The organism is Actinomadura sp. DC4, assembly GCF_030406325.1.
Classification (GTDB): domain Bacteria; phylum Actinomycetota; class Actinomycetes; order Streptosporangiales; family Streptosporangiaceae; genus Actinoallomurus.
In genome coordinates, this window is sequence record NZ_JAUEQY010000026.1 from 47,354 (window position 1) to 62,909 (window position 15,556).

The following is a 15,556-nucleotide window of genomic DNA, read 5'->3' on the forward strand; positions in this document are numbered from 1 at the left end:
CTACAGCAGCGCCTCGGCCAGATGCCGCCACTGCGGCATCGCCGACGTGCCGGGCTCGATACCGATGACCTGGACGGCGACGTGGTCGGCGCCGGCGTCGAGGTGGTGGTGCAACTTGCCGGCGATCGTGTCGAGGTCGCCCCACGCCACGAGGTCGTCGACGATCCGGTCGCTGCCACGGCCGCCGTCGATGTCCGCCTCGGTGTAGCCGAGGCGGAGGAACTTGGCGACGTTGAACTTCGAGGTGAGGTACGTGTGCAGGTGCTCGCGGGCGATCCGCCGCGCCGTGGCCGGGTCGCCCTCGAAGAGCACCGCCTGCTCGACGCCGAGGAACGGGCGCTCGCCCAGCGTCTCCCGCGCCTGCTCCGTGTGGCCGACGGTCACGTGGTAGGTGTGCGCGCCCGCGGACCGGTCACGGGCGAGTTCGAGCATCTTCGGCCCGTACCCCGCCAGCAGCCGGCGCATCGGCGCCTGCGGTTCCGGGTTGGCGCTCGTGACCGCGTCCATCGCGTCGAGGTAGTCCGTCATCGCCTGGAGCGGCTTGCTCCCGGGCCGGCCGCCCCCGACGCCGAGGCCGAGCACGTGGCGGTCCGGGTACGCGTCGGCGAGGAGCAGCGCGGCGCCCTGCGTCCACCGCGCCTCGCGCGACCAGATCCGCGCGATGCCGTTGACGATCTTCAGCCGCTGCGCGCCGGCCAGCAGGAACCCGGCGTGCGTCATCGCCTCGCGCCCGTCACGCTCGGGGATCCAGAACGCCTGCCAGCCGAGCCCTTCGAGCTCCTGGACGGAGTCGCGCATCAGCGCCGCCGGCTGGTCCTCGAAGTCGAACGTCCAGATCCCGAAGCGTCCCAGGTCCATTCCATCGATCGCGCCCACTGCGTCCTCCTAGGGTTGAAAGATATCGAAGTATCGCAGAAAGTCGATATGAGGCAAACCAAGAAGCGGCCTCGGGGCCGGGTGAGCTAGAGCGAGCGTCCGAGCAGGCCGACGATCTCGGCGATGCGTTCCTCGTCGCGCCGGTAGTGCGTCCACTTCCCGACGCGGGTGGAGCGGACCAGCCCGGCGCGCTGGAGGGACGCCATGTAGGCGGAGACCGTCGACTGCGCGAGCCCGAGCTTCTCCTGGATGTGACTGACGCACACGCCGACCTCGCGGGGGTCGGCGATCGCCCTCTCCACCGGGAAGTGCAGCTCGGGATCCCGCAGCCACTGCAGCACCTGCAGCCGTACGGGGTTCGCGAGCGCCTTGAACACGTCGAGCAGCTGCTCGGCGAGGTCCGGCGGGTCTTCGGTACGTGTGGTCATGACGTCGACACGAGTATAGATCCACCCCGACGATTCGGAAAACGTCGATAAGACCAGGTCGTCCCCTACGAGAGCCCCTACGAGAACCACACTTTGCATGATCATGCATCATCGTGCATACTTGTGCTCATGTCTAAGGTGCTCACGTCTCTGCCTGCCGGCGAACGCGTCGGGATCGCCTTCTCCGGCGGCCTCGACACCTCTGTAGCGGTCGCGTGGATGCGCGAGAAGGGCGCGGTGCCGTGCACCTACACCGCTGACATCGGGCAGTACGACGAGCCCGACATCGCCTCGGTGCCCGGCCGCGCCACCGCGTACGGCGCGGAGGTCGCCCGGCTGGTCGACTGCCGGGCGGCGCTCGTGGAGGAAGGGCTCGCGGCCCTGGCCTGCGGGGCGTTCCACATCCGCTCCGGCGGCCGTGCCTACTTCAACACGACGCCCCTCGGGCGGGCCGTCACCGGCACCCTGCTCGTACGGGCGATGCTCGAGGACGACGTGCAGATCTGGGGCGACGGCTCCACCTTCAAGGGCAACGACATCGAGCGGTTCTACCGCTACGGCCTGCTCGCCAACCCCTCCCTGCGGGTCTACAAGCCCTGGCTGGACGCCGACTTCGTCAGCGAGCTGGGCGGCCGTACGGAGATGTCCGAATGGCTGCTCGCCCGCACCCTGCCCTACCGCGACAGCACCGAGAAGGCCTACTCCACCGACGCGAACATCTGGGGCGCGACCCACGAGGCCAAGGCCCTCGAACACCTCGACGCGGGCATCGAGCTCGTCGAGCCGATCATGGGCGTACGGTTCTGGGACCCCGCCGTCGAGGTCGACGCCGAGGACGTCACCGTCGGCTTCGAGCAGGGCCGGCCGGTGACGATCAACGGCAAGGAGTTCGCCTCCGCCGTCGACCTGGTGCTGGAGGCCAACGCCATCGGCGGCCGGCACGGCCTGGGCATGTCCGACCAGATCGAGAACCGCGTCATCGAGGCCAAGAGCCGGGGCATCTACGAGGCGCCGGGCATGGCGCTGCTGCACGCGTCGTACGAGCGGCTGGTCAACGCGATCCACAACGAGGACACCATCGCCGCCTACCACAACGAGGGGCGGCGGCTGGGCCGGCTGCTGTACGAGGGCCGCTGGCTCGACCCGCAGGCGCTGATGCTGCGCGAGTCGCTCCAGCGCTGGGTCGGCACGGCGGTCACGGGCGAGGTGACGCTGCGGCTGCGGCGCGGCGAGGACCACTCCGTCCTCGACACCTCCGGGCCCGCGTTCAGTTACCACCCGGACAAGCTGTCCATGGAGCGGACCGAGGATTCCGCGTTCGGGCCGGTCGACCGGATCGGCCAGCTGACCATGCGCAACCTCGACATCGCCGACTCGCGCGCCAAGCTGGAGCAGTACGCCGGGCTCGGCATGGTCGGCAGCGCGCACCCGACGCTGATCGGCGCCGCGCAGGCGGCCTCGACCGGGCTGATCGGCGCGATGCCCCAGGGCGGTGCCGAGGCGATCGCCTCACGCGGGACCGTCACCGGCGACGACGAGCTGCTCGACCACGCAGCGATGGAGTCCGGCACCGACTGATCACTCCGACCGTACGCCGGGCGGCGCGAGGAGCCGTACGAGCCGGATCGCCGCGAGCGCCGCGAGGGGCAGCCCGACGAAGGGCAGCCGCGTCACCAGCGCGAGCGGCGTCCCGCCGAGGTGGCCGAGGGTGCCCAGCGCGTCGCCGGACGCGGCGTCGCTCACCAGTACCGTCGCGGCGGCGACCAGACCGGCGGCGGACCCGGCGAGCACGACCCGCGCGTGCCGGCTGACGAACGCCGTGGTCACCGCGGCGACGGCGACGGCCAGCAAGGTCATCTCGATCGCCCAGTGGAGCAGCCGCGGGCGCATGACGATCTCTCCCGGCGGTGCGCTGCCGGGAGAGACCTTCCAGGAGTACTCGAACCCGGGCGCGTGCGTACGGGAGCCGGAGGAGGTACGCACCCGGGGCGGCCGGACCGTCAGGGTGTATCCGGGGTAGCCGGCGGCCTTCAGCACCGGCCCGGCGCCGCCGGAGACCGCGAAGACGGGCCGCGGACCTCGCTCGTACGCGTGGGGTACCTCCGTACGGGCGAACGCGAAGCCCGTGCCCGGCTCGACGCTCGTCGGGTCCAGAGCCTGCCCGCGGAAGAGCGCGGCCGTCACCTGTTCGCCGAGATCCCGCAGCTCACGGTCCGAATGCACGCCGCCGCCGACCCAGAAGTCGACCCGGCCGCTGCCGTCCGAACGCAGGAGGAGGACGATGTGCGCGCCCGGGACCGGACGCGGTCCGCCGGCGGCGCACCCGACGGCGAGCAGGAACAGCACGGCCACCAGCGCGCCCCAGCGTTTCCGTCCCATGCCGCTCCCCCTGGTTCGGGTGTCCATAGCATGACCTGCCGGGATAGCGGTGAGATCTCGTTTTGGGCACCGGTCCGCCCGCCCGGGCGTCAGCTCGCGGTCCGGGAGATCCGGTGGACGACCAGGCCGGTGGGGACGGCGGTCGCGAGCAGGCCGTTCCGCAGCGGGGCGCAGCCGGCGACCTCGTGGTGGATCGGGATGGCGTGTTCGGGGCGGCCGGTCGCGGGATCCCAGAGGCGGACCGTACGGTCCTCCGCGCCGTGGGTGACCAGGAGAGGTCGGCCGTCCAGCGTCATCACGCCGGCCCACGCGAAGCCCGTGCCGGCGTCGCCGCGCAGAACGCACTGCTCCTCGGCGGTCATCAGGCTCCGGATCCGCAGGGTCTCCCGGACCTTGGCCGCCACCACGGGCCGGCCGTCGAGCATGAAGGCGAAGTCCGCGCCGGGCCCCGGGACGTCCTGCCAGGCGCGTCCGGCCGGATGCCAGACGCGCAGGCCGCCCTCTCGGCCGCCGGCGACCAGCGCGGGACGACCGCCGAGGGTCACGCCGCCGAGCCAGGTCAGGTCGCACTCCTCCTCGTACGCCAGCGCGCCGGTCGCCGGATCCCAGATCCGGACCACGTCGTCGTGGGCCGCCGCGAGCAGCGTCCGGTCCGCCCCGCGGAACGAACAGACCATCGCCGGGCCCTCGTCCCACCGCCGCTCCAGCCGCCTGAGCTGCCGCCCCGCCGCCGGGTCCCAGATCCGGATCCGCCCGTCCTCATAGGAGGCGAACGCCCCCGCGAGCAGTTCCCGGCCGTCCAGTGTGAAGGCGTGCACGTCCTCGGCGCGGTACATCCGTCCCCGGATCCGGCGGACGCGCGCTCCCGTCTCCGCGTCCCAGACGCGCAACGACTCGTCGGCGACGCTGACGACCTGGCCGTGGCAGGCCCAGACCCCGTGCACCTCTCCGGTGTGGCCCGCGGGACGAGGAGGCGTGCCGGGCCCCAGCGGATCCCACAGCCGTACGGTCCGCCGGTGGCCGTCGGCGCTCGCCAGCAGCGTCCGGCCGCCGAGCGTGAACGAACGCAGAGCCGTCATCGCCACCCGGCTCTTGTGCACGCGGTTCACCAGGTCGCCGGTGGTGGTGTCCCAGACGTACAGGGACTCGACGTACTTCGCCGGTACGGCGAGCAGCTCCCGGCCGTCGGCGCGGAAGAAGCACGCCTGCTCCACCCAGCTCTCGGGCGGGACGAAGACCTGGAGGCACGAACCGGTGTCCTGGTCCCAGATCCGGACCGTCTTCTGCCCGACGCTGACCAGCCGCTCCCGTCCACCCAGCTCGACGGCGCGTACGCGCTGGATCCGGTCGAGGGTGGCGGCGACGAGCGGCGTGTGCTCGACGGCCGCCACGACCTGGCCCGTGAGCGGATCCCACAGCCGGATCCGGCCGCCCTCCATCTCCGTGTCATGGCCCGCGCCGGCGAGGAGCCTTCGGCCGCCGGCGCCGATCGCGCAGAGGTCCACGGTCGTGCGGTCCCGGGGCCCGGCCACGCCGCGCGACTCCCCCGTGGCCAGGTCCCAGAGGCCGATCCCCTCTTCCGTGGCCGATGCCAGCACCGTGCCGCAGGCGACGACCCGCCCGGACGCGCCGGCGATGACGTGACGGGCCGCGCGCGTACCCGGATCCCACAGCCGTACGGAGTCCCCCACGGTGCTCGCGACCAGGGTCTCCCCGCCGGCCGGGACCGGGATCGCGCCGTCGTGGCCGGTCAGCCGCCCTCGCTCCGCGCCGGTGACGGGATCCCAGGTCCGTACGGTCCGGTCCCGTCCGGCGCTGACCAGCACGCCGCCGACGTCGAGCACGGTCTCGACCGCGCCCTCGTGCCCGCGCAGGACGCGGAGCTCCCGCCCGGCGGCGGGGTCCCAGATCCGCAGCGTCCCGTCCGCACCCGCGCTGACCGGCAGCGTCCGGCCCGCGACCCCGGCCATGCAGAGATCCGCCACCCGGCCCGTGTGCCCTTCGAGGACGGCCCGTTCCACACCCGGCGCGATCGACTCCCAAACCGCCTCAGAACGCATCGGCCGATCGTAGGCCCCGGCCGGGGCGCGGCCTTGTCAGGGCGCCGGGTCGATGAACAGGTCGCTGCTGAGGTAGGTGCCGCCCAGCTCGGCGGTGAGCGTGACCACCTGGAACTCATCCACCGGGTCGATCGTGACGGGGAAGGTCACCGACGAACTCCCCGCGGGCACGGTCACCTCCTCGGGCACGTGGAGAATCGGATTGTCGCCGCTCAGCCGGACGGTGAGCGGCTCGCTCGTCACGGTGCCCAGGTCGATCGTCCCCTCCACCGACTGACCGCCGTACAGCTGCCAGGGCGTTTCGATCTCCTTCAGCCCCGGCAGGACGCGCACGGTGAAGGAGCGGGTGCCCACGCCCTCGATGTGGGCGTCGACCGTGGCATGCCCGTCGATGTCGTACGGAACACTGAACTGGAAGTCCTTCGTCCCGCTCGTCCCCTCGACCAGGTTCGTCCTGCTCGGCAGGCCGATCCGCGGGTCGTCCGCTCCGAAGGTGACGTCGACTCCTCCGTGAGGGACGGGATTGGGCAGGTCGAGCGCCATGTCGTACAGGAAGCCGCCGCCGTGGACGGTCTGCGGCCCGGTCAGACTCCAGGCACCGGCGTCGTACGTCCACGCCTTCAGCGCGACCGTGGCGGTCTTGACCTGATCCGGCAGCTCGGCCGTGATCGTGACATCGGCGTCCTGCGGAACGCGGACGGTCGTGGCGTACGACCCGGCGACGCCAGAGGCCCCACTCGGGATCTTGATGGTGGCCGGAAGCCGTACGGCGGGGTCGTCGCTCTCCATCGTGACCACCGTCCCGCCGTCGGGGGCCGTACCGTTCAGCCCGATCTGCACGAAGACGCTGTCGCCGCTCGTCACCGGGGAGTTCACCACGAGATACTTCAGCCCGGGCTGCAGTTCGAGGGAACGGCCGACCTGCCGGTCCCCGAGGCTCGCCGTGAGCGCGACGCTGAAGTCGCCGGAGAGGAAGTCGGGCTGGTGGGTCTGGATGGGGACGTCCGCCTCGCTCCGCCCGGCCGGAACGACGACCTGCTGCGGCACGCTCACCCAACCGGCGTCGGCGGACGCCAGCTCCACCTCGGTGTCCTGGGAGGCCGGGCATCCGAGCCGGACCGTGCCGTGCACCGCCGCGCCGGAGTGCACCTTTCCAGGGGGAAGGTCCAGGCTCTCCAGCGAGCAGGCCGTGGACGTGTCGGCGTTCGCCGGCACCGCGAGGCCGAAGACGGCGACCAGGTACACCGCGACGGCGATCCGGACGAGCGTCATCCACGTGACTGTGCGGTTCACTCCGCTCCTCACTCATTCGTACGCGCCGATGCGTTGAGCGGCCGGAGAGCGGCCGAACCTCGCGAACGGGGCGGCCGGCACCCATCGGACCGGAGTCGCGCAGTAGGTCTACGACGAAGATCGTAGCTACGTGATCCCGACCATTGCCATACAAATTGGACGCGGCTGTCCGACCTGGATCTAAAACTCCCGCCGGGAGGTCAGGAGTGGGCGGAGGGCCGTCGCCTCGGCCTGTAGGCGTTCCTCGGGGACGGGGGGACCGTCGTGGGATCCGAGGGGGAACGGGCGCCCGGGGAAGGGGTCGTCGCGGTATCTCGGGACCAGGTGCGTGTGCAGATGGGGAAGGCTGTTGCCCAGCGTCTCGTAATTCATCTTCAGCGGTTCGTAGTGCGCTAAGAGCGCGCGTGCCACCGTCAGCACGTCATTCCCGTACGCGCGGGCCTCGGCCGCGTCGAGTTCCGTCGGCTCGGTGACGTGGCGGCCGCGCCAGATGACGATGGTGTACCCCCGCTGGACGCCGGCCCGCTGGAGGTACGCGTCGGTGCACTCGGACGCGTAGATCCTCAACCCGTGTTCGTCTGACTCGGGCCGCCCGGACCGGCACATGCCGCAGCCGATCCCCCGGGTGAGCCGATCCCAGTCGGCCGGCCACTCGCCGGTCGTACGCCTCCTGCCGAACATGCCGCCGACGATACGCGGTAGGGGTGCCCCGCCGCCCCGGGAAGCGGCGAGGCACCCCGCAGACGTCGGCCGAACGGCAGCGCGGCCGGGGGCTCCGGCCTGGTGTCGGCCCACTTCGCCGCGCGGCCGGCCCGTGCTTCCCGCCCAGGAGCCGCGTCACGGCCAGGGGTACGGGCGGGGCCTCATCTGCGAGCGCCACGGGCGCGGTCGCTCGCAGCCGAACGCCGGGTGGCACGTCCATTTGGGGCGGCGGCCGACGGTCGCGCGGCTGCTCGGAGTGTGCCGTGGTCTCGGCCGGGTCGTCGACCGGCTCGGGCGCTTCGGCTTCGCCGGGGAGGAAGTGCGGGTCGGGTCGGCGGTGGCCGGCTTCAGCGACGGGGCGTCGTCCGACGGCGTGGGCGTGGGCGTAGCCGTACGGCTCGGCCGCACGCTCTGGTGGACGACCACGCTGGACTGGCTCGCCCGATGGGAGTGCGGCCACGCCAGGGCCGTCACGGTCGCCGCCGCGACGCAGGCGACCAGGGCCGCGGCCGGGAGGAACCGGCGGACCGGCCTTCTCTGCCTGACGTGCGTGCCGTGGACGACGGGCGGCTGCTCTCCCGTGCCCGCGCTCGCGGACTCCAGGCCGACCGCTGCCAGGCCGGGGCCGTCCGGCCGTACGCCGGGCTCGACCGCGCGCAGCGGCGCCGTGGGCGGCTCGTCCGAGGAGATCACCGGGAACTGGTGGGTGGCGTCGTCGGCCTGGGCGGAGAACGCGTTCGGCGGGAGCGGCGTCCCATCCGGGGCGAACACCGGGGCGAACACCGGTGCGGACACCGCGGCGCCGCCGGCCGCGCCGAGGGCCGCCGCGCACGAGGACAGTACCCACTCCCGCTGCCGCGGGGACGGCTCGTAACCGAGCGTAACCATCCGGTGCAGTGCCGCCCCGCTCAGCGCGGAGAGCATGGCCGATCCGCCATCCGCGGCGGCCCGGTCCAGGCGCCTCCTCGCCTCCCGTACGAGGGTCTCGGCGGCGTCCCGCGTCACGCCGAGGACCTGGGCGGTCCCCTCCAGGTCGAGAGTGGTCGACAGCGCCAGGACCTCGCGGTTGCCGGGCCCCAGGAGGGCCAGCGCGTGCCGCAGGGGATCGGCCGTCTTGGGCGTCACGACGCCGCGTACGAAGGCGCCGCGCCGTATGCACTCGGCACGGGCGAGGGAGTGCAGCCACACCGGCAGTCCCGCGTCGCCGGCCGGGGCGGCGCCCGGGCGCTGGGCGACCGTGATGAAGACGTCGCGCAGCGCGTCGCCCGCCTCGTCGCCGACCATGACGTGGCAGAAGGCGTAGAGCGTCTCGGCGTACTCGTCGTAGAGCGCGCCGAGCGCCTCCGGAGCATTCGCCCGCAGGGCATCGGTCAGGGACACCGGCACCTCCCGTTAGACATCGTAAAAAATCTACGTATGGCGTCAGAAAATGGATACTATCTTGCAGAATCGCCTCGCGACAGCTCTGAGCAGGCAAAATGCCATTCGGTCAGTGGAGCGCGCACCGGCGAACGGCCTGCCATAGAACCTTTTCGCCGCCCGTTCCGTCCAGGGCGCGAGGAGGTACACATGATCCGAACAACCCGGGACCGTGAGTTCTCGGACTTCGTCGGGGTGAGCCGGGTGAATCTGCTCCGCACCGCCTGCATGCTGACGGCGGGCGACAGGTTCCTCGCCGAGGACATCGTCCAGACGGCGCTCGCGCGGGTGTACGTCGCGTGGCCGCGAATACGGGAGCGGGCCAGCGCCGAGGCGTACGCCCGCAAGGCCGTCGTCACGGCGTTCCTGGACGAGACCCGTCGGCCGTGGTGGCAGCGGGAGAAGGCGACCGGCGAGCTACCCGAGCCCGCGATGTCCGGCGACGCGTTCGGCGAGGTCGACGGGCAGCTCGACGGCGGGGCGGTACGCCTGGCCCTCGCGGAGCTGCCGCCGCGGATGCGCGCGGTGATCGTCCTACGCCACGAGCTCGACCTGAGCATCGAGGAGACCGCCTCGGCGCTGGGCTGCGCGAAGGGGACGGTGAAGAGCATGAACTCCAAGGCCCTGGAGAAGCTGCGGGCCGCCCTGGTCGCGGCGCCGTCCTGATCCGCTCCAACTCCACCGACCCAGACAAGGAATCTCGATGAACGACGTACGTTCGCTTCTCGCGGAGGCCGTCCCCCAGGACCTCCGTACCACCGACCACTGGCCGGACGCCGACTCCGACGTCGCTCGCGGCCGGGCCCTCCTGGTGCGGCGCCGCCGCCGCTTCGTCCTCGCCGGGGGAACCGCCGCCGGCGCCCTGGCGCTGGCGGGCGTCCTCGTTCCGACGGGACACGCGCCGGGCCGCGCTCCGGCCGCGTCCAGCGTCGCGCTGGTCGCGTACGAGGGGACGCAGCCGAAGGGCTACACCCTGAAGACCATCCCGAAGGGCTGGGAGGTCGCCACCGCCGACAACACCGCCCTCGTACTGCACCGGATCGGCACCCCGAAGAGCGGCGACTTCCAGGACAAGATCCTCGTGGAGGGCGACCTCAACGCGTTCCCGCGCTCCGGTGACCAGGCGGTCGCGGTCAACGGGCACAAGGGCTGGTTCTTCGGCCACAGGGACGCCGACCACTCGGTCACCCTGATCTTCCAGACCGATGAGCGCCGGCAGGTCGACGTCACGCCCGGGAAGGCGAACCCGCGCCACCCCAGGCTCGCCAGCACCTCGCTGAACATCATGGTGCAGCTGCCGCACTCGCTGAACTGGGACGTCACGACCACGGTGAGGTTCGCCTCGGGCATCACGATGGCGCCGGGCGCGGGCGGCGCCGTCGGCTGATGGCCCGGCCCATTCGGAGGGTGAAGGTAGATTTGACACCATGACCGCATCCCACCCCGCCGAGGAGCTGCGCGGCGCCGGCCTGCGCGTGACGGCCGCCCGGGTCGCGCTTCTCGACGCCGTGCGCGACGGTGACCACCTCGGCGTCGAGGCGATCACGTCCCGGGTGCGCGACCGTGTGGGCCGGATCTCCCACCAGGCCGTCTACGAGGCTCTGCACGCGCTCACCGCGGCGGGGCTCGTACGGCGGATCGAGCCGGCCGGCAGCCCGGCCCGGTTCGAGGGGCGGGTCGGCGACAACCACCATCATCTGGTGTGCCGGAGCTGCGGGGCGATCGCGGACGTCGACCGCGTGGTGGGGCGCGACGTCTGCCTGGGACCGCTGGACGACGCCGGCTACGTGGTCGACGAGGCCGACGTGACGTTCTGGGGACTCTGCCCGCGGTGCCGTCCGAAGACCGGCTGACACCGCGGGGCACAGCCGGGCCGGCCCCTGCGGGCCGGCCCGGACATCATTCTCAGACCAGGTCGTACCGGTCGAGGTTCATGACCTTGTCCCACGCCGCGACGAAGTCGCTCACGAACTTGTCCTTCGCGTCGTCGCTCGCGTAGACCTCCGCGACCGCGCGGAGCTCGGAGTTCGAGCCGAAGACGAGGTCGGCGCGGCTACCGGTCCACCTGACCTCGCCCGTGGTGCGGTCGCGGCCCTCGAAGCTCTCGGCGTCCTCGGACGTCGCCTTCCACTCGGTGTCCATGTCGAGCAGGTTGGCGAAGAAGTCGTTGGTCAGCGACCCGGGCGCCGAGGTCAGCACGCCCTGCGAGGATCCGCCGGTGTTGGCGCCCAGAACGCGCAGGCCGCCCACGAGGACGGTCAGCTCGGGCGCGCTCAGGGTCAGGAGGTTCGCGCGGTCGATCAGGAGGTACTCCGACGGCAGCCGGTTGCCCTTCCCGCGGTAGTTGCGGAACCCGTCGACGACCGGCTCGAGCGGAGCGAAGGACTCCGCGTCGGTCTGCTCCTGCGACGCGTCCGTACGGCCCGGGGTGAACGGCACCTCGATGTCGTGGCCGGCGGCCTTGGCGGCCTGCTCGACCGCGGCGGCCCCGCCGAGGACGATCAGGTCGGCGAGCGAGACCTTCTTCCCGCCGGTCTGGGAGCCGTTGAAGTCGGACTGGACGTTCTCCAGTGTGCGCAGCACCTGGGCCAGCGTGTCGGGGTCGTTGACCTCCCACCCGCTCTGCGGCTCGAGGCGGATGCGCGCGCCGTTCGCCCCGCCGCGCTTGTCACTGCCGCGGAACGTCGAGGCCGACGCCCACGCGGTGGAGACCAGCTGGGAGACCGACAGCCCCGAGTCGAGGATCTTGGCCTTGAGCGCGGCGACGTCCTCGGCCGAGACCAGCTCGTGGTCGACGGCGGGGACCGGGTCCTGCCAGATCAGCGTCTCCTGCGGCACCAGCGGGCCGAGGTAGCGCTGGATCGGGCCCATGTCGCGGTGCGTCAGCTTGAACCAGGCGCGGGCGAACGCGTCGGCGAACTCCGCGGGGTTCTCGTGGAAGCGCCGCGAGATCTGCTCGTAGATCGGGTCGAAGCGCAGCGAGAGGTCGGTCGTCAGCATCGTCGGCGGACGCGACAGCGAGCCGTCCTCGGGGTCGGGGATGGTGCCGGCCCCGGCGCCGTCCTTCGCCTGCCACTGGTTGGCTCCGGCGGGGCTCTTGGTCAGCTCCCACTCGTAGCCGAAGAGGTTGTCGAAGAAGCTGTTGCTCCACTGCGTCGGGGTGGCGGTCCAGGTGACCTCGAGGCCGCTGGTGATCGCGTCCCGGCCCTTGCCGCTGCCGAAGGTGTTCTTCCAGCCGAGGCCCTGCTCCTCGATCCCGGCGCCCTCGGGCTCGGCGCCGACGTACTCATCCGGGTCGGCCGCGCCGTGGGTCTTGCCGAACGTGTGGCCGCCGGCGATCAGCGCGACGGTCTCCTCGTCGTTCATCGCCATGCGCCCGAACGTCTCGCGGATGTCGCGGGCCGCGGCGAGCGGGTCCGGGTTGGCGTTGGGGCCCTCGGGGTTGACGTAGATGAGACCCATCTGGACGGCGGCCAGGGGGTTCTCCAGCTCGCGGTCACCGGTGTAACGCTCGTCGCCGAGCCAGGTGCGCTCGGGGCCCCAGTAGACGTCCTCGTCGGGCTCCCAGACGTCCGCGCGGCCGCCGGCGAAGCCGAAGGTCGTGAAGCCCATCGTCTCCAGGGCGCGGTTGCCCGTGAAGATCATCAGGTCGGCCCAGGAGATCTTGCGGCCGTACTTCTTCTTCACCGGCCAGAGGAGGCGGCGCGCCTTGTCGAGGTTCCCGTTGTCGGGCCAGCTGTTGAGCGGCGCGAAGCGCTGCATGCCGGCGCCGGCTCCACCGCGGCCGTCGTCGATCCGGTACGTCCCGGCGCTGTGCCAGGCCATCCGGATCATGAACGGGCCGTAGTGGCCGAAGTCGGCGGGCCACCAGTCCTTGGACGTCGTCAGCACCTCGTCGACGTCGCGCGCGAGGGCGTCGAGGTCGACGGTGTTGAACTCCGCGGCGTAGTCGAAGTCCTCGCCCATGGGGTTGGCCACGGCGGGGTGCTTCCGCAGAATCGTCAGGTTGAGCTGGTTCGGCCACCAGTCGCGGTTGCTGCCACCCTCGGTCGGGTGGTTGAAGCGTCCGGCCGAGACCGGGCACCCTCCCGCTTCTTCCTCATTCATGTCTCCAACGACGGCGTCAGGACTGTCGGCCACGGGACTTCCTTCCAAGATCAGAGGGTGTTACTCACGAACGGCTTGCGGTGGAGCAGCCGGGGCACAGGCCCCAGTAGATGACCTCGGCCTCGTCGATCGCGAAGCCGTGGTCGTGGGAGGCGGTCAGGCAGGGCGCCTCACCGACCGCGCAGTCGGCGTCTTCGACGACACCGCACGACCGGCACACGACGTGGTGATGGTTGTCCCCGACGCGCGACTCGTAGCGGGCCACGGACCCGGACGGCTGGATGCGACGCACCAGACCCGCCCCGGTGAGCGTGTGCAGCGAGTCGTACACGGCCTGATGGGACACATCGGCCAGATCCTGGCGTACGGCACGGATGATCGAGTCCGTGTCGGCGTGCGGATTCGCGTACACCGCGCGCAGCACCGCCACCCGAGGGCGGGTCACGCGCAAGGCGGCCCCGCGCAGCAGCTGCTGGAACTCCGAGGTCGTGGCCACGTCCCACAGGGTGGACCATTCTCTTGAATGAGTCAAGAAAAGCCGGGCGCGTTTCAGGCGGTGTTCGCCCACCGTTAACGATCTTGCTCGGGCGCCCGGATCGTCGCACCCAGAGAGAGGTAGCGTGAGCCTCCTATGACCGCAACCCTTGTCGCGAAGGAGCTCGCCGCCGGGCACGGCGACCGCGCTCTGTTCTCCGGCCTCGACCTGGTCGTCTCCACGGGAGACGTCATCGGGCTGGTCGGGGTCAACGGAGCGGGAAAATCCACCCTGCTGCGCACTCTCGGGGGCCTGCTCGCCCCCGAGAGCGGTTCGGTGACGCTCAGCCCGTCCTCGGCGGCCGTCGGCTACCTGCCACAGGAGCCGGAGCGGCGCGAGGGCGAGATGGTGATCGACTTCCTCGCCCGGCGTACGGGGGTGGCACGGGCGCAGCGCGACCTGGACGCCGCGACCGAGGGCCTGGTCGGCGGCCGCGAGGGGGCCGACGACGACTACTCCTCCGCGCTGGAGCGATGGCTCGCCCTGGGCGGCGCCGATCTGGAGGACCGGGCCGGGGAGGTGGCCGCCGAGCTCGGGCTGGCGACCGGTCTCGACCAGCCGATGACCGCGCTGTCCGGCGGGCAGGCGGCCCGCGTGGGCATGGCGTCGCTGCTGCTCAGCCGCTATGACGTCTTCCTGCTCGACGAGCCCACCAACGACCTCGACCTGGACGGGCTGGAGCGGCTGGAGCGGTTCGTGGGCGGGCTGCGGGCCGGCACCGTGGTGGTCAGCCACGACCGGGAGTTCCTGGACCGTACGGTCACGCGGGTGGTGGAGCTCGACCTGGCCCAGCAGCAGGTGAACGTCTACGGCGGCGGTTACGCCGCGTACCTCGCCGAGCGCGAGGTCGCCCGCAGGCACGCCCGCGCCGACTACGAGGAGTACGCGGGGAGGGTCGCCGCGCTGGAGGACCGCGGCCGGACCCAGCGGGACTGGGCCGCCAAGGGCGTCCGGAACGCCAGGAAGAAGGCCCGGGGCGCCAACGGCGGAGACAACGACAAGGTCGGCCGCAACTTCCGCGCCGACGCGAGCGAGAAGCAGGCCTCCAAGGTCCGCCAGACCGAACGCGCGATCGAACGCCTCGACGTGATCGACGAGCCCCGCAAGGAGTGGGAGCTCCGGATGGAGATCGCCGTCGCGCCGCGTGCCGGCGCCGTGGTGGCGACCCTGCGCGCCGCGGTGCTGCGGCGCGGGGACTTCACGCTGGGCCCGGTCGATCTGGAGATCGGCTGGGCCGAACGCGTCGCGATCACCGGGGCGAACGGGGCGGGCAAGTCGACGCTCCTGGCGGCGCTGCTGGGCCGCGCCGCCCTGACCGAGGGTTACGCGGCCCTCGGCCCGGGAGTGGTGATCGGCGAGGTCGACCAGGCGCGGGCCCTCTTCCTCGGCGAGAGCGCCCTGCTGGACGCCTTCGGCGCGGAGGTCCCCTCGCTGCCACCGGCCGAGGTCCGTACGCTGCTGGCCAAGTTCGGCCTGCGCGCGGACCACGTGACCCGCCCCGCGGCGACCCTGTCCCCGGGCGAACGCACCCGGGCGGCCCTGGCGCTGCTGCAGGCGAGAGGCGTGAACCTCCTCGTACTGGACGAGCCGACCAACCACCTCGACCTGCCGGCGATCGAGCAACTGGAGTCCGCGCTCGACTCTTATCCCGGCACCCTGCTGCTGGTGACCCACGACCGCCGCATGATCGACGCGGTCCACACCACCCGCCGCCTGAACGTCACGGACGGCCGGGTCACCGAGACGGCCTGACGCCG

General features: G+C 71.9%; 14 protein-coding genes. 5 read left to right on the forward strand and 9 right to left on the reverse strand.

The genetic code is table 11. The annotated features are described in order from the left end of the window. Both QWU11_RS34300 and QWU11_RS34305 read right to left on the reverse strand, forming a co-directional pair. Entirely contained in the window at window positions 1-876 is an 876-nt protein-coding gene (locus tag QWU11_RS34300; RefSeq protein ID WP_290118655.1) for a TIGR03620 family F420-dependent LLM class oxidoreductase, read from the reverse strand. An 86-nt stretch (window positions 877-962) separates the two neighbouring features. Beyond that, entirely contained in the window at window positions 963-1,304 is a 342-nt protein-coding gene (locus QWU11_RS34305) for a metalloregulator ArsR/SmtB family transcription factor (protein WP_290118656.1), read from the reverse strand. Between the two features lie 129 nt (window positions 1,305-1,433). On the opposite strand from QWU11_RS34305, the gene argG reads away from it, so the two are divergent. Further along, entirely contained in the window at window positions 1,434-2,882 is a 1,449-nt protein-coding gene (gene argG / locus QWU11_RS34310; protein ID WP_290118657.1) for an argininosuccinate synthase, read from the forward strand. Here the strand turns inward: argG and QWU11_RS34315 are convergent, their stop codons facing one another. The 5 genes from QWU11_RS34315 to QWU11_RS34335 all read right to left on the reverse strand — a co-directional run bounded on the left by QWU11_RS34315 (window position 2,883) and on the right by QWU11_RS34335 (window position 9,118). Beyond that, the gene (locus tag QWU11_RS34315) at window positions 2,883-3,683 is read right to left on the reverse strand and encodes a hypothetical protein (RefSeq protein WP_290118658.1); all 801 of its coding nucleotides are present in this window, start codon (window positions 3,681-3,683) and stop codon (window positions 2,883-2,885) included. A gap of 89 nt (window positions 3,684-3,772) precedes the next feature. After that, window positions 3,773-5,743 (reverse strand): WD40 repeat domain-containing protein, encoded by a 1,971-nt coding sequence (locus tag QWU11_RS34320; RefSeq protein WP_290118659.1) that lies wholly within the window; start codon window positions 5,741-5,743, stop codon window positions 3,773-3,775. Window positions 5,744-5,779: 36 nt separating this feature from the next. Continuing rightward, window positions 5,780-7,036: a hypothetical protein gene (locus QWU11_RS34325; protein ID WP_290118660.1), complete on the reverse strand. Its 1,257-nt coding sequence runs from the start codon at window positions 7,034-7,036 to the stop codon at window positions 5,780-5,782. 180 nt (window positions 7,037-7,216) lie between these two features. Continuing rightward, a complete protein-coding gene (locus QWU11_RS34330) occupies window positions 7,217-7,717 on the reverse strand; it encodes an HIT family protein (protein WP_290118661.1) in 501 nt (166 codons plus the stop codon). A 156-nt stretch (window positions 7,718-7,873) separates the two neighbouring features. After that, on the reverse strand, window positions 7,874-9,118 hold the full coding sequence (locus tag QWU11_RS34335) for a hypothetical protein (RefSeq protein WP_290118662.1): 1,245 nt from the start codon (window positions 9,116-9,118) through the stop codon (window positions 7,874-7,876). A gap of 189 nt (window positions 9,119-9,307) precedes the next feature. Here QWU11_RS34335 and QWU11_RS34340 point away from each other — a divergent pair, with 189 nt between their 5' ends. From QWU11_RS34340 to QWU11_RS34350, 3 genes are read left to right on the forward strand one after another with little or no spacing between them, the layout of a single operon-like run. After that, window positions 9,308-9,823 carry a SigE family RNA polymerase sigma factor gene (locus QWU11_RS34340; RefSeq protein WP_290118663.1) on the forward strand — a complete coding sequence of 172 codons (516 nt, stop codon included), beginning with the start codon at window positions 9,308-9,310 and terminating at the stop codon, window positions 9,821-9,823. A gap of 37 nt (window positions 9,824-9,860) precedes the next feature. Further along, the gene (locus QWU11_RS34345) at window positions 9,861-10,544 is read left to right on the forward strand and encodes a hypothetical protein (protein ID WP_290118664.1); all 684 of its coding nucleotides are present in this window, start codon (window positions 9,861-9,863) and stop codon (window positions 10,542-10,544) included. A 40-nt stretch (window positions 10,545-10,584) separates the two neighbouring features. Further along, the gene (locus tag QWU11_RS34350; RefSeq protein ID WP_290118665.1) at window positions 10,585-11,010 is read left to right on the forward strand and encodes a Fur family transcriptional regulator; all 426 of its coding nucleotides are present in this window, start codon (window positions 10,585-10,587) and stop codon (window positions 11,008-11,010) included. Window positions 11,011-11,062: 52 nt separating this feature from the next. Here the strand turns inward: QWU11_RS34350 and katG are convergent, their stop codons facing one another. Together katG and QWU11_RS34360 are read right to left on the reverse strand one after the other, a co-directional pair. After that, window positions 11,063-13,264 carry a catalase/peroxidase HPI gene (gene katG / locus QWU11_RS34355; protein ID WP_290118666.1) on the reverse strand — a complete coding sequence of 734 codons (2,202 nt, stop codon included), beginning with the start codon at window positions 13,262-13,264 and terminating at the stop codon, window positions 11,063-11,065. Window positions 13,265-13,328: 64 nt separating this feature from the next. Beyond that, window positions 13,329-13,760, reverse strand: coding sequence for a Fur family transcriptional regulator (locus tag QWU11_RS34360; protein WP_290118667.1), 432 nt, complete (start codon window positions 13,758-13,760; stop codon window positions 13,329-13,331). A 135-nt stretch (window positions 13,761-13,895) separates the two neighbouring features. On the opposite strand from QWU11_RS34360, the gene QWU11_RS34365 reads away from it, so the two are divergent. Further along, the gene (locus tag QWU11_RS34365; protein WP_290118668.1) at window positions 13,896-15,551 is read left to right on the forward strand and encodes an ABC-F family ATP-binding cassette domain-containing protein; all 1,656 of its coding nucleotides are present in this window, start codon (window positions 13,896-13,898) and stop codon (window positions 15,549-15,551) included. Window positions 15,552-15,556: the final 5 nt, after the last annotated feature.